Below are 20,430 nucleotides of genomic sequence, written 5' to 3'. Positions count from 1 at the left end.
ATGGCTGCCACTTTGATACAGACCAACAACCAGCCGTTCCAACGCCAGGACGTGGACACGGTGACCCTGGACATCATCGAGAACGCCATGGCCAACGCCCGTAACGAGATGGACGCGGTACTGTTCCGCACCGCCATGTCGCCGGGTATCCGTGAGCAGGGTGATGCCTTTCCGATGATCGCCAACCAGGATGGCAAGATGGTGGTGGGCCAGTTCGGCTCCTTCATCCATGGTTTCATGCAGTCCTATGAAGGCACCGTGGAAGAGGGCGATGTGTTCCTCACCAACGATCCCTACATGTGCGACGGCGCCGTCAGTCACCTGCCGGACTGGCTGGTGATGGTGCCGATCTTCAAGGACGGCCGCCTGATCAACTGGGCGGCCATGTTCGGGCACATGTCCGACGTGGGCGGCAAGGTGCCCGGCAGTCTGCCCACCGATGCCAGGAGCATCTACGAGGAAGGCATCCGCATTCCGCCTCTGAAGATCTATCGCAACGGCGAGCTGAACGGTGATGTGCTCGATCTGATCCTGCACAACGTGCGCATGCCGCGCTGGAACCGCTCCGACTTCAACGCCATCGTCGCCGCCTGCCGCACCGCCGGCCGCCGCTGCCTGGATCTCGCCGAGCGCTTCGGCGATGACCTCTATGTCAGCGCCCTGCAGATGATGCTTGATCGCAACCACACCGCCATGCGCGAAATCATCCGCAAGGTGGTGCCGGAAACCCGCCAGTCCTTCGAGGACTACATCTGCGACGACGGCGCCGGCATCGGCCCCTACACCATCCGCTGCACCCTGTGGCGGGAAGGCGACAAGGCCATCTTCGACTTCGAGGGCACCGACCCCCAGGCGCCGTCCTCGGTGAACTTCTACCTCAACGAGGAGATGTTCAAGATGTTCTTCGGCGCCTACACCATCAACCTGTTCGATCCGTCCATCCTGTTCAACGACGGCTTCTACGATCTGGTGGAAGTGCGTATTCCCCAGGGCTCGATCCTCAAGCCGGACTTTCCGGCGGCGCTGTCCTGCCGCACCCATTTGCTGGGCCGTATTTTCGATGTGATGGGCGGCCTGCTGGGCCAGGGCACGCCGGAGGCGATGAGCGGCGCCGGCTTCTCCGACTCGCCGCATTTCATGTACTCCGGTTACGACGACAACGACGAATGGTTCCAGCTGTTCCAGATCGGCTTCGGCGGTATCCCCGGCCGGCCCCTGGGCGACGGGCCGGACGGTCACAGCCTGTGGCCGGGCTTCACCAACGTGCCCAACGAGTTCGTGGAAGCCTATTTCCCGCTGCGCATCGAGACCTATGAATCCATCGCCGACTCCGGTGGCGCCGGCCAGCATCGCGGTGGCAACGGCATCCGCGTGGGCTACCGGCTACTCGCCGACGGCGAGGTCTCCATTCACGACGACCGCTGGCTCACCTATCCGTGGGGCGTCAACGGCGGCCTGCCCGGCCAGCGCAGCCGCAAGGAACTGATACGGGCCAACGGCGAGCGCCAGGTGCTGCCCTCCAAGTGCGACAACATCAAGGTGGCCAAGGGCGACCTGGTGATTTTTGACACCTGGGGCGGCGGCGGCTGGGGCGACCCCCTGGAGCGGGACCCGGCGGCGGTGGGCACCGATGTGCTGAAGGGGCTGGTGACCCAGGGCGGGGCGCGCCGTTACGGCGTGGTCTGCGACGCCAGGGGGCGGGTCGATCAGGCCGCCACCGAGCTCCTGCGAAAGGAGATGGCGGAGCAGCGCGGTCCCATCGAGGAGGTGTTCAACCGGGGTGGCACGCTGGAGGAAATCAAGGCGCGCTGTCTGGAGGAAACCGGCCTGCCGGCGCCGCGCACGCCGGTCTGGGAAAACTGAGGGGGGAGCCATGAATCTGCAATCACGGCGCCTCGCCGCCGCCCGTCGCTATGCCCTGGTGCTGGTGGACCTGAGCCTGGGGTTCACCGACCCCGGGCTTAGCCCCCTGGCCAGCGAGGCGGGGGCGGTGATTCAGGCCAATGCCCGCCTGCTGGCGGCGTTTCGGGAACGGTCGCTGCCGGTGTTCTTCACCACCGTGGCCTATGAGGGTGACGATCAGGCCCGGGTATTCCGGGAAAAGCTGCCCGCCCTGGAGGTGCTCCAGGCCGGCGGAGGGCTGGATCGCATCGACCCCCGGGTGGCGCCCCGGGACGATGAGCCGGTGCTGGTGAAACAGTGGGCCAGCGGCTTCTTCGCCACCGACCTGGCGACGCGCTTGCGCGCCGCCGGGGTGGATGGCGTGGTGGTCACCGGCCTCACCACCAGCGGCTGCGTGCGCGCCACCGCCGTGGACGCGCTGCAGCATGATTTTCGAACCGTGGTGCCCCGGGAAGCGGTGGGCGACCGGGACGCGGACGCTCACCGTGCCAACCTGAAGGACTTGGGGATCAAGTATGCGGATGTCCTTTCCGTCGACGAGACCCTGGCTCTGCTGGGCTAGCCTGCTGGGCCTGCTGCTCACCGGGTGCCGGCACGGGCCGGCCCCGGCGGGCGGCGACATACCGGCGGAGCTGGCGGCCCGGCTGGCCGCCGAACCCGCCGCCTGCGAGGACTATCGCAATCATTATGTGCGCGCCTTCCACCGGCACGTGGCGGCCATGAGCCGCCATGACGAGGCCGCCCGGGAACGGGCCCGCGAGGCGCTGCGGCGCCTGCGCCGGGACCTGGCCGGGCAGGGTCTGGACGCGGACGCCTGCAGCCGGCCGCGCTGCATCATCGAACCGCTGCAGGGCGGCAAGCTGGACAGCTGGTGCGGGTTTCGCCTGCCGGACCGGGAGGGGCCCAACCTGTACCGCTGGGTGGCCTGGCCACCGCCGCGTGGAGCGGCGCGCACCGAGGAATCGCCATGACACAACAAACCCTCTACGACAAGCTCTGGGAGCGCCATGTGGTGGATACCCTGCCCGGCGGCGAGTCGTTGCTGTACATCGACCGGCATCTGATTCACGAGGTGTCCTCGCCGCAGGCGTTCGCCGCCCTGCGTGAAAAACACCGGCCGGTATGGCGCCCGGGCGCCAACATGGCGGTGCCGGATCATGCGGTGCCCACCCGCAACCGGGAGTTGGGCGTGCCCGGCATTCGTGATGCCCTGGCCCGCCAGCAGGTGCGGCGCCTGGAAGACAACTGCCGCGATCAGCGTATTCCGCTTATCGACCTCACCGACCAGCGCCAGGGCATTGTGCACGTGGTAGGCCCGGAGCAGGGCCTGACCTTGCCCGGCGTCACCCTGGTGTGCGGCGATTCGCACACCTCCACCCATGGCGCCCTGGCCACCCTGGCCATGGGCATCGGCACCAGCGAGGTGGCCCATGTGCTCGCCACCCAGACGCTGCGCGCGCGCAAGCTGAAGACACTGCGGGTGCGCTTCGATGGCGAACTGGACGAGGGCGTTACCGCCAAGGACCTGGTACTGGCGATGATCGGTCGGCTGGGCACCGCTGGCGCCACCGGCTTCGCCATCGAATACGCCGGTGACGTGGTTCGCCGGCTGTCCATCGAGGCGCGCATGACCCTTTGCAATATGAGCATCGAGGCGGGCGCCCGCGCCGGTCTGGTGGCCTACGACGCGGTCACCGAGGACTATGTGCGTGGCCGGCCCGGTGCCCCGCGCGACGAACAATGGACCCGGGCGGTGGACCACTGGCGGCATCTGGTCAGCGATCCGGAGGCCCGCTTTGACCGCGAGGAGGTGTTCGACGCCACCATCCTGGAACCCCAGGTCACCTGGGGCACCTCGCCGGAAATGGTGGTGCCGGTGTCCGGTCGGGTGCCGGACCCGGCCGCCGCCCTGGACGAACAGGACCGCGCCAACCTGGCCCGGGCACTGGACTACATGGGGCTCGAGCCGGGTCAGGCGCTGGAAGGGCTGCCGATCGACCGGGTGTTCATCGGCTCCTGCACCAACGCCCGTATCGAGGATTTGCGTCAGGTCGCCACCCTGGTACGGGGCCGCCGGCTTTCGCCGCGTCTTAAACAGGCCATCATCGTGCCCGGCTCCGGCCTGGTGCGGCTGCAGGCGGAACGCGAAGGGCTGGCGGACATCTTCGAATGCGCCGGCTTCGAGTGGCGCGCCGCCGGCTGCTCCATGTGCCTGGGCATGAACGACGATCGCCTGGCGCCCGGCGAGCGCTGTGCCGCCACCTCCAACCGCAATTTCGAGGGGCGCCAGGGCAAGGGCGGTCGCACCCACCTGATGAGTCCGCCGATGGCCGCCGCCGCCGCGCTCACCGGCGTGATTACCGATGTCAGGGGGCTCTGAGATGCAAGCCTTCACGCGACACAGTGGCGTGGTGATTCCACTCAACCGCCGCAACGTGGATACCGATGCCATCGTGCCCAAGCAGTATCTGAAGAAAATCGACAAACAGGGTTTCGGCGCCCATCTGTTCGATGACGAACGCTACCTGGACCCGGGCGATGTGGACACGCCGGTCCAGGAGCGTCGTCCCAACCCGGACTTCGTGCTCAACCAGGTGCCCTGGAATCAGGGCAGCATCCTGCTCGCCCAGGCCAACTTCGGCTGCGGCTCAAGCCGCGAGCACGCGGTCTGGGCATTGCAGGATTTTGGCATCCGGGTGGTCATCGCACCGTCCTTTGGTGAGATTTTCCACAATAATTGCTTTAATAACGGAGTGCTGCCGGTTTGTCTCAGCCAGCAGGACGTGGACGAGTTGTTCCAATTGTGCCGAGAGCACCCGGAACAGCCGCTCACCGTCGATCTGGTCGGGTCCCGGCTGCAATGGGGAGAGCGTGAATGGCCCTTCGAGGTAGATTCCGCCCGCCGTGAAGCCCTTATAGCGGGCCTGGACGACATCGGCATCACTCTTGAGAGAGCAGAAAAAATACAACAATACGAAGCACGCCGTCGCCGGGAGGAACCCTGGTTGTTCTAAATAGCGGGACGGTGATGGGCTGGAGGAGACTATGGAATTCGAGAACGCCGAGCTGTCGCGAGCGCGTGTCTGCCTGATCGGCAACTCCAAGCTCAGCAAGATGGTGCATTCGCTGATTCCCGAGTTTCAGGCGCAGGCGGACATCTCGATCATCGACAACATCTTCAACGACGCCCTGCTGTCCGCCCGGCAACTGGTGGAGCAGGGCGACGTGGATATTTTCATCAGTGCCGGCGCCAACGCGTACTACCTGAAGAACACGCTGCCGGTACCGGTGGTGGCGCTCAAGATCCGCCAGAGCGATCTGATCAACGCGGTGCTCAAGGCGCGTGCCATTTCCCACAAGATTCTGATCCTGCTGCATGAGCACCAGGCGGTGGAATGGGAGTTGCTGTCCCATCTGCCCGGCGTGGAAATCGTGCAGAAGAGCTACGTCACCGCCGACGACGCCAATAATATTTTCCACAGCCTGCGTCAGCAGGGCTTCGGCGCCGTGGTCGGCTCCAGCTATATCTGCGATCTTGCCGAACAGGCCGGCATTCCCTATGTGATGATCTATTCCCGGGCATCATGCCGGCTGCTTTTGCGCCGCGCCATCAACCTGGCCGGTGAATACAAGCGCGAGCGCCAGCAGCAGGCATTTTCCGATTTCCTGCTCGCCAACACCGAGGGCGCCACCCTGGTCACCAACCGGGAGGAAAGAGTGGTGGCCTTTAACGAACAGGCCCGGGAGTTGTTGGCCAACCTGTACCGTGGGCGTCGTGTCGATAAATTGCTCGACAAGCGTTTTCTGGACGCTGACGACACCGTGGCCGAGGGGATTCTGCTCAATGATCGTCTATGCCGGGTGGCCAAGCGCGCCTTCGACGTGGGCGAGGAGCGGGTCGGTCATATCTACTCCATCAAGGCGGCGCCGGCGCCCCAGGTGGAAGAGGGCCGCGACCGGGTGGAACTGGTGTTCCAGTCGCGCCGCATGCACGAGGCCACGCGGTTGCTGAGGGTCTACGGTTCCACCCCAGGTTCGGTACTGCTGCGCGGTGAAACCGGCAGCGGCAAGGAGCTGGCCGCCCGGGAGGTGCATGAGGCGAGCGCCAATCGGGATGGCCCCTTCGTGGCGATCAACTGCGCCGCCATTCCCAGCGAGCTGTTCGAGGCGGAGCTGTTCGGCTACGCCGATGGGGCCTTCACTCATGCCCGCAGCGGCGGTAAATCCGGGCTGCTGGAAGGGGCCAACAACGGCACCTTTTTCATGGACGAGATTAATTCCCTGCCGATGCCGCAACAGGCCAAGCTGCTACGCGTGCTGCAGGACCGCGAAGTACGCCCGGTGGGTTCGCGCAAGTCGGTGGCCTTGAACATCAAGTTCGTGGCCGCCTGCAACCATGACCTGCTTGAGGAGGTACGCGCCGGTCGTTTTCGTGAAGACCTTTATTACCGCCTCAATGTGTTCACCGTGCACCTGCCGTCCCTGCGCGAGCGCCCGGAGGACATCGAGCCGCTGACCCGCTATTTCATTCGGCGGTTGTCGGCGCGCTATCAGCTCTCCACCGAGGAGGATGCTCTGTGCCGGGTGTTGCTGCCGGTATTCCGGCCCTACGCCTGGCCCGGCAACGTACGTCAGTTGGAGAACCTGCTGGAGCGGCTGCTGGTGTCGTCGTCGATGTACGACACCCTCGCCGAATTCGGCCAGGCCATTCCCAACCTGGCGCCGGAGTTGTTCGAAGGCGTGGCCGGTGGCGGCGGGGATCAGGGCCACCTGAGGCAGAAGGAGCAGGAGGAAATCCTGCGTGTGCTGGAGCAGTTCAACGGCAACCGCACCCAGGCGGCGGAGTACCTGGGCATCAGCCAGACCACGCTATGGCGGCGCCTCAAGGAACTGGAAAAGAAAAAGCAGAACGGCTGAAGCCGCGCCTACCGTAACCTCCGCCCGCAACGCCGGCGTCGGGCGTGGCGCGCCCCTTAGGGCGACGGAAAAAGCGGCGCCAGGGAAGGCGCCGTGATGGAGAGCAAGGCACTTAATAAGGCGGTTATTTGAGGACGTTATCGCCGCTCATGAACACGAACACACGAGAGAACTTGCCGTCTTCCACGTACCAGAAATTGCAGTTGGTAAGGCGCACCTCGGTGCCGTCGGCGGTTTTCAGATAAACATTGAAGCGTGCCGAAATGCTTTGGTTTTCCTCGTCCGCGGTGCATTCAAAATCACCGTGCCAGATGTGCTCGAAGCTGCTGAACAGGGTCTTGAACATGGCGCGCACGCCTTCCTTGCCCTCATGGACAATGGGGTCCGTGGGGATGGTGAATACCGCGTCGTCATGGAAATTGGCGAGCACGCCGTCCATGTTCTTCTTGTCCACGTTGGCGAAGTAGCTTTGCGTGGCCAGATCGATCAGTTCCTGGCGATTTAGTTTTTTCATTATTGACTCCTGTGTGTCTGCGTGAGAGTGGGGCGCTCAGGCGCCCACCAGAGCATGGAAAAGGTCGTGGCGCGGCACCTCGGGCGCCGGGTAGGCATGCTTGCTGTGGGTCAGGCCCAGTTCCAGCACCATCTGGCAGGTTTTGAAGCTCACCTGGCCGGGGTTGAGCACCGGCACCGGCAGGCGTTCGCGCAGGAAACCATGGGACTGGTGCATGGTGGTGGAGCCGAGAATGATGACGTCGGCGCCGTCTTCCTCGATCAGTTTCCGAGAGGCGTCCAGCAGCTTGCCAAACACCACTTCTTCCTTGCCGGCGAGCAACTCCTCCAGATCCGGGCGGGTGTTGATGGAGCGCATCCCCGCCAGTCTGTCCCAAAGGTGGTAGTCGGTCAGGGTCTTTTCATAAAGTGGGAACCATTCGTCCCACATGGTAACGATGCCGAAGCGTTTCCCCAGGTTACAGGCCAGATAGAAGCTGGATGCCCCGGGCGCGATTACCGGAATGGTCAGGCAGGAACGCAGCGCATTGAGCGCCGAGTCGCTGACCGTGTCGATGCAGATGGCGTCGAAGCCTTGTTCCTCGGCGCGCAGGCCCGCCTCGGTGACGCTGACGTCCATCAGCAGGGTGTCGTGGTAGCTGTCGCCCAGGGCGGCGCCGGCCTTGACCGATTCGAACACCACCTGGTAGTCCGCCGGCAGAAAGCCCTCGGTGAGCTGGGCGGCGCGCGCGTTGACGCCGGCCTGGTCCATGGGAATGGGAATAATGACTTTGATTTTTTTACTCATAACGTCCTCCGTCGCCATGACTCCCTTAACGCAAGATGCGGGCCAACCGGAGGCAAAAATAAAAGTCTTTAAAATCAGTGAATTATAAGATCTCATGTGGGTTCGGTCGGGGTGCAGATTGAAACGTGGCATTCAATCTGAAAGCCGCCGGGTTACACTGCGGCCATGGCACGTTTCCTTATTGTCTTATTGATCCTGGTACTGGCCGCCGGGGTCTTCGTGGCCGGTCTCAAGCAGCAATGGTGGCCGGTACCCCGCCACTGGAATCCCTTCATGGCTCTGCATCTGGACGATCCGATCACGCCGGTGACGCGCTGGAAGCTGCGCCGGCTGGGGAATCGGCCGGAGGCCTGCCGGGTGGTGTTGAACAGCGCGCCGGAGGGCACTCTGGATGTGCTGCCACTGAAGGACTACACGCCGGTGGAAAGTTGCCCTCTGACCAACGTGGCGCGGGTGCGGTCGACGACGGTGGGGTTCAACAACAGCTTCGTGGCCCGTTGCCCGCTGGTGGCCGCCTGGTCCCTGTACGAGCGGCAGCGGTTGCAACCTCTGGCCCGCGAATATTTCGGGCAGCCGGTCGCCGAGGTGTGGCATTACGGGAGCTTCGCCTGCCGCAATATTTACCATCGCGCGGACGACCGCCGCAGCGACCATGCCACCGCCTCGGCCCTGGACGTGGCCGCCTTTTCCCTGGCCGACGGCACCCGGGTGTCGGTGCAAAATCACTGGGATGACGAGGGTGACAAAGGGGCTTTTCTGCACGCCGTCTTCGAGGGCGCCTGTGGTTTGTTCGGCACCGCCCTGGGCCCGGACTACAACGCCGCCCACGGTGATCATTTTCACTTCGGCCTGCGCGGGTTTGGTATCTGCCGGTGATTGTCGCACGGCTGTAACGTCGGTGATGGACACTGCTCCGGAAGTGACCCGGAGTGAGTTCCGACACCATGAACGCTTCTTCCACGCACCGCTCCCAGGGCGAAGCCCGGGTGGCCGGCGCCGGCTGGCCGGGGCCGGCCCTGTTCGACGCCGGCGCGGCGTCTTCCGCGCTGCTCGCCGATTCGCGCCTGGTGGCGAGTGCCGTTGGCCGCCCGGCGCGACCGGTGGTGTGGCTGCTCAGTGACGACAAGGCCGGCCACGTCAATCAGTTGCGTGGCCTGGGGGAGCGGCTGGAAGCACTGAGCGGCGCCCGGCTGGTATGGGTCTCCTGCCGCCGCCACCGGGTGTCCTGGTGGCAGGCCCTGGCGGCGCGCCCGCCGCGCATCGAGGCGCCGGCGCCGGATCTGGTGATTGGCGCCGGGTCCGGTACCCATGCGCTGCTGCTCGCCTGCCGGGGCTTCCGCGACGCGCTCACCGTGGTGTTGATGCGACCGGGCTTTCCGTCCCGCTGGGTGGATTTGAAGGTGATCCCCGAACACGACCGGCCCGCCGCCCGGGGCGATATTCTCGCCACCCAGGGCGCGCTCACCGCGGTGCGACCCAATCCCCGGCTCAGCGCCGCCCGCCGTGGCCTGGTGCTGCTTGGCGGCGAGTCGCCGCATTTTCACTGGCGCGACGACTCGATTCTCGACCAGCTCCTTACCCTGCTGCGGGAGTACCCGGACTGGCGCTGGACGGTGACCAGCTCCCGGCGCACTCCGGCGCCCCTGGTGGCCCGCCTGCGTGAGCTGAGGGCGCCGAATCTGCGCTTCCACCACCACGACGACACGCCGGTGGACTGGCTGCCGCGTCAGCTGCGTGCCCACCGGGTGGCTTGGGTGTCACCGGACAGCGTCTCCATGCTCTACGAATCCCTCACCGCCGGTGTCGCCACCGGCACCCTGGACCTGGCCTGCACCGGCAAGGCGCGGGTGGCCGGCGGCATCCGCGCCCTGTGCCGACGTGGGCAGGTCCTGGCCTGGCGGGATCGCGCGGCGCTGATGGCGGCGTCCGCCCGACCGCCGCACCTGTGGGAAGCCAACCGGGTGGCGCACTGGCTGATCGACCGCTACCAGGAGGCGCGTCTTTGAGGGTGCTGCAGGTTCTGCCGGCGTTGAACAGCGGCGGCGTGGAACGGGGCACCGTGGAGTTTGCCCGGGAACTGGTGGCCCGGGGGCATGAGTCCTGGGTGCTGTCCAGTGGCGGCGCCCAGGTGGCACGGCTGGAGGCGGAGGGCAGCCGCCATGTGACCTTGTCGGTGCATCGCAAGTCGCCGCTGTCGCTGCGGCGGGTGCCGGCGCTGCGACGCCTGATTCGCGAGCTGGCGCCGGATGTGGTGCACGTACGCTCGCGGATGCCCGCCTGGCTGGTATGGCTGGCCTGGCGCCGGCTACCCGCCGCCGGGCGCCCGGCCCTGGTAAGTACCTTCCACAGCCATTACTCGGTGAGCCGCTACAGCGCGGTGATGGCCAGGCCGCGCCGGGTGATCGCCATCTCCGAGACGGTGCGTGACTACATCCTGGCGAATTATCCGGTGGCGCCGGAGCGCATCTCCCTGATTCCCCGAGGGGTGGACGTGGCCTATTTCCGGCCCGGCGCCCCGGACCCGGAGTGGCTGGACCGCTTGTACGCCGATTTCCCGCACCTGCGCGGCAAGCGGCTGATCCTGATGCCCGGTCGGCTGAGCCGCTGGAAGGGCCAGGAAACCTTTCTGCGCGTGATGCAAAGGCTGATCGAGCGGGACCCGGATGCCCACGGCGTGATCCTCGGCGGCGCCGAGGCCAACAAACAGCATTACCGCACCGAACTGGAGAACAGCGCCCTGGCCATGGGGCTGGCGCCCCACGTGACCCTGGTGGGGCGCCGCGACGACATCGTGCAGTTCTATCGGCTGGCGGAGGTGGTCTGCCATCTATCCAGCAAGCCGGAGCCGTTCGGGCGCGTGATCACCGAGGCCCTGGCTACCGGATGCAAGGTGGTGGCCTTCGACCGGGGCGGCGCCCGGGAATCCCTGGCACCTTGTTTCCCCGAGGGGTTGGTGACGCCGGACGACGTGGGCGAGGTGGTGGAGCGCATCGGCATGCTCACCGGCACCTCGGTGCGCATCGAGCTGCCGGAACGGTTCCACCTGGATCACCAGGTGGCGGCCACCCTGGCGGTGTATCAGCAGGCCCTGGCGGACCGGGACGGCGCCGGCGAGGCGCGACCATGAGAGTGCTGCACGTGGCCTACCAGCAATGGCGCCGCTATGGCAAAACCCGGGTCAGTTGGGCCCACAAACTGACCCTGGGGCTGATCCACGACGGCCATTACGTGCAGGTGTTCAGCGACCGGGATGTGGCGGCCATGGAGGCGCCGTTCGGCATCCGCGACCTGGGCCGCAAGCAGGCCAACAAGCGGCTGCTGGAAACCGTGGAGGCGGTGGAGCCGGACCTGGTGATCCTCGGTCACTGCGATCTGATCGGCAACGACACCCTGCGTCGCCTGCGCCAGCGCTGGCCCCACATCGTGCTGGCCCACTGCAACAACGACCCGCTGTTCGTGCCGGACAACGTGGCCCGCCTGCGCCACCGGGGCGAGGTGGTGGATGCGGTGTTCGTGTCCACCGGCTGGCCGGAGCTGCGCCGTTTTGACGACCTGCCGGCGTGCTTCCACCACATGCCCAACCCGGTGGACGCCAGCATCGAGAACCTGGACAACAGCCGGCGCCGGGACCTGCCGGTGGACCTGCTGTTCTGCAGCAACAGCACGGATTTCACCCGACGCCTGGAGCAGGTGAAAGCGCTCAAGGATGCCCTGGACCGGGAGCTGGTGTTCCACACTCATGGCAGTTTCGGCCAGCCGCCGGTGTGGGGCCGGGACTACGAACGGGCCCTGGCCTCGACCCGCATGGGGCTGAATCTCAACCGCCAGGAAGGGGATTACTGGTATTCCTCGGCGCGCATGGCGCAATTGGCCGGCAACGGCATCCTGGTATTCACCCATGCGGCGCCCCGCTTTGACGAGCTGATGCCGGCGCGGTCCCTGGTGTATTTCCGTGATCAGGAGGATCTGATCGAACGTATCCGTGAGTTTCACCGTGACGACGACCGTCGCCGGGACTGGGCCGGTCGGGCCCGGGACTTCTTCCACCGGGAAATGAATTCCCGGCTGTACGCCCGCTTTATCGTCGAGTCGGCCCTGGGCCTGCCGCTGTCCCACGATTACGTGTGGCGGAGCGGGCCATGACCCTGAGCCTCAAGGAACGGGCGCCGTTCGCCCAGGGGGGTAACCGTTTGTGTTTCGTCGACCCGGATCACCGGGACCGCTGCATCAAGGTGCGCAGGCCGGATTTCACCCTGGCGGACCGGCGCCGCAAGAAAGGCTTCCCCGGCAACCTGCGGCCGCTGTCCTGGTTTGACGACAACCGCGAGGAGCACCGTGTGCTGACCGTGCTGTGGCGCCGTCACGGTGCTTTGCTCGGTGCCCACCTGCCGCGCTGCCACGGTTTCGTCGACACCGATCTGGGCGCCGGTCTGGTCACCGAGCTGATCCGCGATGCCGACGGCGCCATTTCCCAGACCTTGAAGAAGGTGCTTTGGGATGACGGCCTGACACCCTCCTGCAGCCGGGCGGTGGGTGTGCTCGGCCGGTTCTGGATCGAGCAGGGCATTCCGTCCCGGGACCTGCTGCCGCACAACATCGTCGCCCAACGGGGCGCGGACGGAGGGCTGCGCCGGTTGGTGGTGATCGATGGCCTGGGCCGCCCGGGGCTGGCCGGCGTCCGGCGCAGCCGGTCCGCCGCCCGGCGCAAGGTGGCCAACCTGCACCAGCGCATCGAGGACCTGCTGACGCAGCGCGGCGCCCGGGCCGGTGCCTTCCCCGGTTACCATGGGCTGCTGTTCCACGACGACGCGCCGGAGCGGCCATGAGCGGCGAGCCCCGTCTGGCCCAGGTGCTGGCCGGCGCGCCCCGGGGCGGGGCGGAGAACTTCTTCGTGCGCCTGGTGACCGGCCTGCATCGGGAAGGCGGCCTGGAGCAGCGCGCCTTTATTCGCCCCCACCCGGACCGGGTGGCGCGGCTGCGCGAGGCCGGGGTGCCGGTGTCCGGCTTCCGCTTCCCCGGTCCGCTGCGACCCCTGGCCCACTACCGCTACCGGCGCGCCCTGGCCGCCTACCGTCCGGACCGGGTGCTGACCTGGATGAACCGGGCCAGCGCCGCCACGCCGCCTGGTCCCTATACCCTGATCAGCCGGCTCGGGCATTACTACGACCTCAAGCACTACCGACACGCGGATTACTGGATCGGCATCACCCGGGGTATCTGTGACCACCTGGTGCGCGGCGGCATGCCGGCGGCGCGGGTGGTGCACTTGCCCAACTTCGCCGATGAAACCCCGGTCACGCCGTTGCCCCGGGACAGCTTCGACACGCCCGCCGGGCCGCTGCTGCTGGCCGCCGGCCGGCTGCACCGCAACAAGGGCTTCGACGTGCTGCTCCAGGCCCTGGCGCGGCTGCCCGATGCCACCCTGTGGCTGGCCGGCAGCGGCCCGGAGGAGGACGCCCTGCGGGCCATGGCGACGCAGCTCGGGGTGACCGGGCGAGTCCGTTTTCTGGGCTGGCGGAATGACGTCACCGCGCTGATGGCCAGCGTCGATGTGTTCGTCTGCCCGTCCCGCCACGAGGGGCTGGGCTCCATCGTGCTGGAGGCCTGGGCCCACGGTTGTCCGATCGTGGCCACCGCGTCCCAGGGGCCGGCGGAGCTGATCCGCGCCGGCGAGACCGGGCTGCTCACCCCGCTGGACCGGGCCGATGCCCTGGCCGACGCCCTGCGCGACTTGCTTGCCGACGGTGCCGCCCGCCGGCGGCTGGCGGACATGGCCCGCGATCACTACCGGGCCCACTACAGCCGCCAGGTGGTATTGGGCGGCTATCGGGATTTCTTCACCAGCCTGCCGGCCAGGGGGCGCTGACCATGTTCAAAGCGAGACGTCGGCAAAAGCGCCTGCGCGCCCGCCGCGACGCCCTGGCCCGGGACACCGCCATCCAGCGTGCCGGCCAGCTTCACTGGAACGCCCTGCACGCCAGCGTCAGCGGTGTGGGCAACGGCCTGGCCGAGGATGTCGTGGTATCGTTGACCACCTTCGACAAGCGCATCGACAACGTCTACCTGACCATCGAGAGCCTGCTCCAGCAGTCCCTCAAACCGGACCGGGTGGTGCTGTGGATCGCCGAGGGCGAGCTGGGCGGCGCCGGCTTGCCACACATTCTCCGCCTGCAGGAACGGCGCGGCCTGGAAGTGCGGTTCTGCGCGGAGGATCTGGGGCCCTATAAAAAGTTCTACTACGCCCTGCAGTGCTTCCCCGACAGCCTGCTGATCACCGTGGACGACGACACCCTCTATCCCCATGACCTGGTGGATCAGTTGTACCGTGCCCACCGGGCCGATCCGGCCACCATTCCCTGCCATCGCGCCCACCGCATCCGGCTGGCCGCCGGTGGCGGGGTGCTGCCCTACAAGCGCTGGGAGAAGCCCACCCTGGACGCCACGCCCTCGCCGCTGGTATTCCCCACCGGCGTCGGCGGAGTGCTCTATGCCCCAGGCCAACTGGATGACCAGGTGCTGGATCGTAACCGTTTCATGGCCCTATGCCCCGGCGCCGACGACATCTGGCTCAAGGCCATGAGCCTCAAGGCTGGCCGTGGTTGCCGCCGGGTGCCCGATCCGAGGGATTTCCGGGGCCGCTTCCTGACCGTGGAAGAAAGCCAGCTGCATTCCCTGAAGCGTGCCAACAAAGCCGTCGACGGCAACGACCTCAAGTTTCGGACGGTATTCGACCACTATGATCTTTGGGGCCGTTTGGTGGAGGGCGCTTGAGCCCGGCGGCGACCCTGGAGCGGATAGGGCCCTGGCTGGTGGCCGCCTACGCCGGCACCGCCCTGGCGCTGCCGGAGGCGGGCGAAGGCTTCAAGGTACTGGTTCTGGTGGCCGGGTTCGGCGGCTTTTTCTGGCTGGCCCGGGGGCGGCGCTTCGGTACGCCGCTGAAGCTGCTGCTGGCGGCGGCGCTGGTGGCGCTGCTGTCCTGGGGATTGGCGCGGCTGCACCATCCGCAGTGGGCGGAGTCTTCCGCCAAGGTGCACCGGCTTACCCATTGGTTTTCGTTTCTGGCGGTGGCCTGGTTGCTGGCGGGCCGGGTTCGGGCGGTGCTGCTGGCCTGGGGCGCCAGTCTGGCGGGGCTGTTGGTGGCACCCTGGTTCACCGGCCAGGGGTGGCGGGACTGGTTCCTGGGCTGGCACGGCGAGCGGGTGGATTTCGGCCTGCACAATGCCCAGCACGCCACCCTGTTGTTCGCCACCGGCTTGCTGGGGCTGACCGCCCTGGCGGGCCGCTGCTTGGCGCCAGGGCCCTGGCGCCTGTTGCGCGCCGTGCTATGGGCACTGGCCATCCTGACCTGCGCCATCGCGGTGGTGATCACCCAGACCCGGGGCGTGTGGCTGGGGCTTGCGGTGGCGGCGCTGGTGATGCTGGCCGCCGCCTGGCTGGTCCTGCGCCGACGGCTGTCGCCGGGGCCGCGCCGGCGCTGGCTTACCGGAGCCATGCTGGCCGGGGTGCTGGGCCTGGTGCTGATGGCGGCCTTCTCGCCCATCGTCGAGCAGCGTCTGGCCGATGAGCACCAGGCCATCACCCGGCTGGCCCGGGGCCAGTTCGACGGGGTCACCGGCAGCGTCGCCGGGCGGCTGGTGAGCTGGCGGGCGGCGCTGCCCTGGATCGCCGAACGGCCCTTGTTGGGGTGGGGCGGCAACGGGCGTTCCCTGGTGCTGACGCACTCACCGGGGCTGCCCGGCTGGATCGGGGAGCAGGGCTTCCGACACCTGCACAACGGCTATCTGGACACCCTGGTCAATTACGGCCTGGCCGGCCTGGCGGTGCTGGCGGGGCTGCTGGTCTGGTTGACCCGTGAAGCATTGAGGGCCCGCCGCGCCGGCGCGCTGCCGGCGGACTTCCTGCTGTTCTATCTGGCGTTTCTGGGCTTCTGGCTGGTGGTGAACCTGTTTGAGTCGTTCCTGTACTTCTCCAGCGGTGACTGGGCCTTCACCCTGGTGGCCGGTGGCGTGGCCACGTTCATGCCCTGGCGGGCGGCCGCGGCAGGGTCAGATACACTCCCAGCAGCAACAGGGGCGCGCCCAGCACATGCTGCATGCCCAGGGCGTCGCCGAGAATCAGAAACGCGAACAGGGCGGTGAAGAACGGCGTGCTCAGCCGCACCACCGTGGCCGAGGTGGCGTTGATGTGCTGGCAGGCGAGGGGATAGAGATACCCCGGCGCCAAAGTGGAAAACGCCGCCAGACCCAGGAACAGGCCCCACTGGCGGGCATCCGGCACCGCCGCGCCGGGGTCGGCGAACGGCGCGCTGACCAGCAGGCCCAGCGCACAGGCGATCCACACCACGTTCCAGCCCTGGCCGCGCAGCCGGTCCCCGGCCCGGGAATACAATGCCATCACCAGGGCCGCGCCCAGGCCACACAGATTCCCGACCAGGTGGCTTTCGCCGCTGGCCGGGGCGCCCAGCAGCAACACCGTGGCGACACCGCCGAAGGCCAGCAGGCCGCCCAGAAGTTCACGTCCCGTCAGGCCTTCCCGGCGCAGCAGCCGCAACAGCATGACGAAGAACGGCGAGGTGGCCACCAGCAGCGACACCGTCACCACATCGCTTATATAGAAGCCCACGGTGGCCAGCACATAGTAGGCGGCCAGCAACACGCCGCCCTCCAGGGCCGAGCGGTTGGGACGCCGGAAACCGCGCAGGGCGGCCAGCATGGTGGTGAGCAGCAAGGTGGCGGTAAGAAACCGGAACACCAGGGTGGTGCCGGTGGGCAGGTCGCGCAGCAGCGCCACCCAGATACCGGTGGCGCCCCACTGCGCGCTGGCCAGCAGGGCCAGGGCGGTGCCTTTACGGGTGTCCAAAACTCACACGTTGAACAGGAAGTTCAGCACGTCGCCATCGTGGACCACGTAGTCCTTGCCCTCGGCGCGCATCTTGCCGGCTTCCTTGGCGCCCTGTTCGCCATTGCCGGCGATGAAGTCCTCGTAGGCGATGGTCTGGGCGCGGATAAAGCCCTTCTCGAAGTCGGTGTGGATGACGCCGGCGGCCTGGGGCGCGGTGGCGCCCACCTTGATGGTCCAGGCGCGCACTTCCTTCTTGCCGGCGGTGAAGTAGGTTTGCAGGCCGAGCAACTGGTAGCCGGCGCGGATCACCCGGTTGAGGCCCGGTTCATCCATGCCCAGGTCGGCCAGGAAGTCCGCTTTTTCCTCGTCGTCCAGCTCCGCGATCTCGGATTCGATCTTGGCGCAGATCGGCACCACCGAGGCGTTTTCCTTCTCCGCCTGCTGGCGCACGGTGTCCAGCAGCGGGTTGTTCTCGAAGCCGTCCTCTTCCACGTTGGCGATGTACATGGTGGGCTTGAGGGTGAGCAGATTGAGGCCGCGGATGGTCTTGCGCTCGTCGGCACTCAGGTCGGCGGCGCGGGCCGGTTCGCCCTCGCTGAGCAGGGGCAGCAGCTTCTCCAGCACCGGGATCATCGCCTGGGCTTCCTTGTTCTGGCCCTTGGCGGCCTTCTGCGCCCGTTGCAGGGCACGCTCCACGGAGTCCAGGTCGGCCAGGGCCAGCTCGGTGTTGATCACCGAAATATCGTCCAGCGGCGAGACCTTGCCGGCCACGTGGATCACGTTCTCGTCGTCAAAGCAGCGCACCACGTGGGCGATGGCGTCGGTGTCACGGATGTTGGCGAGGAACTGGTTACCCAGGCCCTCGCCCTTGGAGGCGCCGGCCACCAGCCCGGCGATGTCGACGAATTCCATGGTCGCCGGCATCACCCGTTCCGGTTTGACGATGGCGGACAGCGCGTCCAGGCGCGGGTCCGGCACCGGCACCACCCCGGTGTTGGGTTCGATGGTGCAGAACGGGAAGTTCTCGGCATCGATGCCGGCCTTGGTCAAGGCGTTGAAAAGGGTGGATTTGCCCACATTGGGCAGGCCCACGATACCGCACTGAATACCCATAACTGCACCTCCGTTTTCGAGGGCGCAATGCTACTCAAGGCGCGGCCAAAATGCGACCGGTAGCGGCACGGGGGCGGTCTCGGCGGGCGCCGGGGCCAATTGCCAGGGAGCCGCTCCGGCGGGGCTCTGATGCCGGGAGCGGAAGCGCCGGGTTTGGCTAGACTGACGAGTCACGAAAGCCGGCAGCACGATGATCATGCGAATTCTGTATCAATTCCCCATCTCCCACTACTGCGAGAAGACCCGCTGGCAACTGGACCACAAGGGCCTCGATTACCGACCACGCAATCTGCTGCCCGGGCCACACCGGCTGCGAACCCAGTGGCTGGCGCGCATTAATACCCTGCCGATCCTGCGTGATGGCGACCGCACCGTGGGGGATTCCACCAAGATCGCTTATTACCTGGAAAAGTACTATCCGGCCCGGCCCCTGGTGCCCGAGGACGCCGACAGCCGTGCCCGGGTGATCGAGCTGGAGCAGCACTTCGACCGGTTCGCGGTGCATGTGCGCCGCTGGCTGTACGGTCAGGTGCTGGACCGCCCGGAGATCATGGACGCCATGCTCGACCCCTATCGTCTGCCCGGTCCCATCAAGCGTGCCCTGGTGCCGCTGACCCGGGAAGGCGTGCGCCGGCTCTATGCCATCAAGCCCAAGGCGGTGGTCTATTCGGAGCAGCGCGTGGAGGAGGGCCTGGCCCTGGTGGAGGAAGCGTTGCGTCGTGGCGCCGGCGATTATCTGGTGGCGGACCGGCTGACCCTGGCGGATATCAGCGCGGCGGCCCTGATGGCGCCGTTGGTGAGCCCGCCGGGCACGCCCTGGGACGTGTTCGATGAGAGCGACCTGCCGGCGTCATTGCAAAAGAAGCTCAACGACATGCGCGAACGGCCAGCGGGGCAGTGGATTCTGGAGCGTTATCGCACCGATCGTTAGCGCGGCGCGAGGTCACGGATGCTTTGTAGGAGCGGCCGGGCGGCGCTCCGCTTCAGCCGCGATTCGGGGGTCTGAAACTAGGCGCGGAAGCCGTTCAGGCTGTTCATGGCGGTGTTGAGGTCGCCGCGCAGCAGGTCCGGGGTGAAGCGCACCGCTTCGTCGATGGCCCGTTCGATCTTGTCCCGGTCCGCCGGGGAAGGCTTGCCGAGCACATAGGGGGTGACCAGATCGGCGCTGCCGGGATGGCCGATGCCGATACGAAGACGGTGGAAATCCCTGCTGTTGCCGTGTCGGGCGATGATGTCGCGCAGGCCGTTGTGGCCGCCGTGACCGCCGCCCTGCTTAAAGCGGGCCACGCCGGGAGGCAGGTCCAGCTCATCGTGGGCCACCAGCATTTGCGTGACGGGGATCTTGAAGAAGTTCGCCAGCGCCGAGGTGGCCTGGCCGCTGCGGTTCATATAGGTGGTGGGTACCAGCAGGCGAACGGTTTCGCCCTCGAACTGAAAGGTGCCGGTAACACCGAAGTATTTTTTTTCCTCGGAAAGGAAGATGCCCTGGGCACGGGCCAGGGCATCGATGTACCACACACCGGTGTTGTGACGGGTAGCGTCGTATTCGGGGCCCGGGTTGCCCAGGCCCACGATCAGTCGAACCGGATCCGTCACGGCGCGGGTTATTCCTCGTCGGCTTTGTCTTCGCCGGCGGCTTCCTCACCGCCTTCCTCGCCGTCTTCTTCCTCGGCGCGGACTTTCGGCTTGTGCACCGCGACCACGGGCTGGTCATGGTCCTCGCCGTGGGTCAGCTCGACGATCTCGACACCGGCCGGCAGCTTGATCTCGGAGAGGTGGATCACCTGATCCAGCTCCACGGCGATCATGTCCACTTCCAGGTATTCCGGCAGGTCCTTGGGCAGACAGATAACTTCCACCTCGGAGATATTGCGGTGGATCTCGCCGCCCTGTTTCTTCACGCCGATGCAGGCTTCTTCGTTGCTGAAGTGCACCGGAACCACCATGGTGATCTTGTGGGTGGCGTCAACGCGCATGAAGTCGGCGTGGATCGGGAAACCGCGGGCCGGATCGCGCTGCAGATCACGCAGTACCGCCTGCTGGGTTTTGCCGTCCAGCTTGAGGGTCAGGATGTGGCTGTAGAAAGCTTCGGTTTCCAGGGCTTTCTTCAGCTCACGGGATTCCAGGGTGATCATCTGCGGCTCGGCGTCGCCACCATAGATGATGCCGGGAATCCGGCCTTGCAGACGACGCAGGCGGCGGCTCGCACCTTTCCCCGTGTCGCTGCGGCTTTCCGCGGTCAGTTCGAATTCGTTGGACATGTCGATGTCTCCATAAGGCTTCCCGCCGCCCCGCGACCAGGCGCGATGGGAAGGGTTGCTAAAAAGGGGGCCGGATTATGCCCTGCGGGCTGCTTG

At 66.6% G+C, this 20,430-nt stretch carries 20 protein-coding genes and 1 pseudogene; 15 read left to right on the top strand and 6 right to left on the bottom strand.

The features are described 5' to 3' along the window. From JF515_RS15410 to JF515_RS15385, 6 genes are read left to right on the top strand one after another with little or no spacing between them, the layout of a single operon-like run. On the top strand, nucleotides 1-1,863 hold the full coding sequence (locus JF515_RS15410; protein WP_203105338.1) for a hydantoinase B/oxoprolinase family protein: 1,863 nt from the start codon (nucleotides 1-3) through the stop codon (nucleotides 1,861-1,863). Nucleotides 1,864-1,873: 10 nt separating this feature from the next. Further along, entirely contained in the window at nucleotides 1,874-2,464 is a 591-nt protein-coding gene (locus JF515_RS15405) for an isochorismatase family protein (RefSeq protein ID WP_203105337.1), read from the top strand. Further along, nucleotides 2,418-2,873, top strand: a complete 456-nt coding sequence (locus JF515_RS15400; protein ID WP_203105336.1) for a hypothetical protein — start codon at nucleotides 2,418-2,420, stop codon at nucleotides 2,871-2,873. The genes JF515_RS15405 and JF515_RS15400 overlap by 47 nt, the downstream gene beginning before the upstream one ends. Further along, nucleotides 2,870-4,282 carry a 3-isopropylmalate dehydratase large subunit gene (leuC, locus tag JF515_RS15395; RefSeq protein ID WP_203105335.1) on the top strand — a complete coding sequence of 471 codons (1,413 nt, stop codon included), beginning with the start codon at nucleotides 2,870-2,872 and terminating at the stop codon, nucleotides 4,280-4,282. Before JF515_RS15400 ends, leuC begins: the two co-directional genes overlap by 4 nt. Before the next feature lies 1 nt (nucleotide 4,283). Further along, nucleotides 4,284-4,916, top strand: a complete 633-nt coding sequence (gene leuD / locus JF515_RS15390; RefSeq protein WP_203105334.1) for a 3-isopropylmalate dehydratase small subunit — start codon at nucleotides 4,284-4,286, stop codon at nucleotides 4,914-4,916. Nucleotides 4,917-4,947: 31 nt separating this feature from the next. Then, on the top strand, nucleotides 4,948-6,819 hold the full coding sequence (locus tag JF515_RS15385; RefSeq protein ID WP_203105333.1) for a sigma 54-interacting transcriptional regulator: 1,872 nt from the start codon (nucleotides 4,948-4,950) through the stop codon (nucleotides 6,817-6,819). A gap of 124 nt (nucleotides 6,820-6,943) precedes the next feature. Here JF515_RS15385 and JF515_RS15380 read toward each other — a convergent pair whose 3' ends face one another. Beyond that, nucleotides 6,944-7,333: a nuclear transport factor 2 family protein gene (locus JF515_RS15380; protein ID WP_203105332.1), complete on the bottom strand. Its 390-nt coding sequence runs from the start codon at nucleotides 7,331-7,333 to the stop codon at nucleotides 6,944-6,946. Nucleotides 7,334-7,369: 36 nt separating this feature from the next. Then, nucleotides 7,370-8,119: an aspartate/glutamate racemase family protein gene (locus JF515_RS15375; protein WP_203105331.1), complete on the bottom strand. Its 750-nt coding sequence runs from the start codon at nucleotides 8,117-8,119 to the stop codon at nucleotides 7,370-7,372. Nucleotides 8,120-8,284: 165 nt separating this feature from the next. Between JF515_RS15375 and JF515_RS15370 the strand changes: the two genes are divergently transcribed. The 8 genes and pseudogenes from JF515_RS15370 to JF515_RS19705 all read left to right on the top strand — a co-directional run. Further along, on the top strand, nucleotides 8,285-8,995 hold the full coding sequence (locus JF515_RS15370; protein ID WP_203105330.1) for an extensin family protein: 711 nt from the start codon (nucleotides 8,285-8,287) through the stop codon (nucleotides 8,993-8,995). Nucleotides 8,996-9,048: 53 nt separating this feature from the next. Further along, nucleotides 9,049-10,125 carry an ELM1/GtrOC1 family putative glycosyltransferase gene (locus JF515_RS15365; RefSeq protein WP_203105329.1) on the top strand — a complete coding sequence of 359 codons (1,077 nt, stop codon included), beginning with the start codon at nucleotides 9,049-9,051 and terminating at the stop codon, nucleotides 10,123-10,125. A 2-nt stretch (nucleotides 10,126-10,127) separates the two neighbouring features. Then, entirely contained in the window at nucleotides 10,128-11,246 is a 1,119-nt protein-coding gene (locus JF515_RS15360; protein WP_338015233.1) for a glycosyltransferase family 4 protein, read from the top strand. Then, nucleotides 11,243-12,262 (top strand): glycosyltransferase, encoded by a 1,020-nt coding sequence (locus JF515_RS15355; RefSeq protein WP_203105327.1) that lies wholly within the window; start codon nucleotides 11,243-11,245, stop codon nucleotides 12,260-12,262. Before JF515_RS15360 ends, JF515_RS15355 begins: the two co-directional genes overlap by 4 nt. Beyond that, nucleotides 12,259-12,945 carry a YrbL family protein gene (locus JF515_RS15350; RefSeq protein WP_203105326.1) on the top strand — a complete coding sequence of 229 codons (687 nt, stop codon included), beginning with the start codon at nucleotides 12,259-12,261 and terminating at the stop codon, nucleotides 12,943-12,945. Before JF515_RS15355 ends, JF515_RS15350 begins: the two co-directional genes overlap by 4 nt. After that, nucleotides 12,942-13,985 (top strand): glycosyltransferase, encoded by a 1,044-nt coding sequence (locus JF515_RS15345; RefSeq protein WP_203105325.1) that lies wholly within the window; start codon nucleotides 12,942-12,944, stop codon nucleotides 13,983-13,985. Before JF515_RS15350 ends, JF515_RS15345 begins: the two co-directional genes overlap by 4 nt. 2 nt (nucleotides 13,986-13,987) lie before the next feature. After that, entirely contained in the window at nucleotides 13,988-14,890 is a 903-nt protein-coding gene (locus tag JF515_RS15340; protein WP_203105324.1) for a hypothetical protein, read from the top strand. A 38-nt stretch (nucleotides 14,891-14,928) separates the two neighbouring features. Further along, nucleotides 14,929-15,933 (top strand): annotated as a pseudogene (locus tag JF515_RS19705) (O-antigen ligase family protein); the annotation flags it as partial. A 202-nt stretch (nucleotides 15,934-16,135) separates the two neighbouring features. Here the strand turns inward: JF515_RS19705 and JF515_RS15335 are convergent. Next, nucleotides 16,136-16,978: a DMT family transporter gene (locus tag JF515_RS15335; RefSeq protein ID WP_203105323.1), complete on the bottom strand. Its 843-nt coding sequence runs from the start codon at nucleotides 16,976-16,978 to the stop codon at nucleotides 16,136-16,138. A 3-nt stretch (nucleotides 16,979-16,981) separates the two neighbouring features. Continuing rightward, the gene (gene ychF, locus JF515_RS15330; protein ID WP_203105322.1) at nucleotides 16,982-18,073 is read right to left on the bottom strand and encodes a redox-regulated ATPase YchF; all 1,092 of its coding nucleotides are present in this window, start codon (nucleotides 18,071-18,073) and stop codon (nucleotides 16,982-16,984) included. A 196-nt stretch (nucleotides 18,074-18,269) separates the two neighbouring features. On the opposite strand from ychF, the gene JF515_RS15325 reads away from it, so the two are divergent. Further along, on the top strand, nucleotides 18,270-19,004 hold the full coding sequence (locus JF515_RS15325; RefSeq protein ID WP_238401096.1) for a glutathione S-transferase family protein: 735 nt from the start codon (nucleotides 18,270-18,272) through the stop codon (nucleotides 19,002-19,004). A 77-nt stretch (nucleotides 19,005-19,081) separates the two neighbouring features. Here JF515_RS15325 and pth read toward each other — a convergent pair whose 3' ends face one another. Both pth and JF515_RS15315 read right to left on the bottom strand, forming a co-directional pair. Continuing rightward, on the bottom strand, nucleotides 19,082-19,669 hold the full coding sequence (gene pth, locus JF515_RS15320; protein WP_203105320.1) for an aminoacyl-tRNA hydrolase: 588 nt from the start codon (nucleotides 19,667-19,669) through the stop codon (nucleotides 19,082-19,084). Nucleotides 19,670-19,677: 8 nt separating this feature from the next. Further along, entirely contained in the window at nucleotides 19,678-20,334 is a 657-nt protein-coding gene (locus tag JF515_RS15315; RefSeq protein ID WP_203105319.1) for a 50S ribosomal protein L25/general stress protein Ctc, read from the bottom strand. Nucleotides 20,335-20,430 lie beyond the last annotated feature (96 nt).

It is taken from the genome of Alloalcanivorax marinus, assembly GCF_016785095.1.
Lineage (GTDB): Bacteria > Pseudomonadota > Gammaproteobacteria > Pseudomonadales > Alcanivoracaceae > Alloalcanivorax > Alloalcanivorax marinus_A.
Note: the sequence above shows the minus strand (reverse complement) of the source record. Positions and strands in the feature narration are given on the sequence as shown.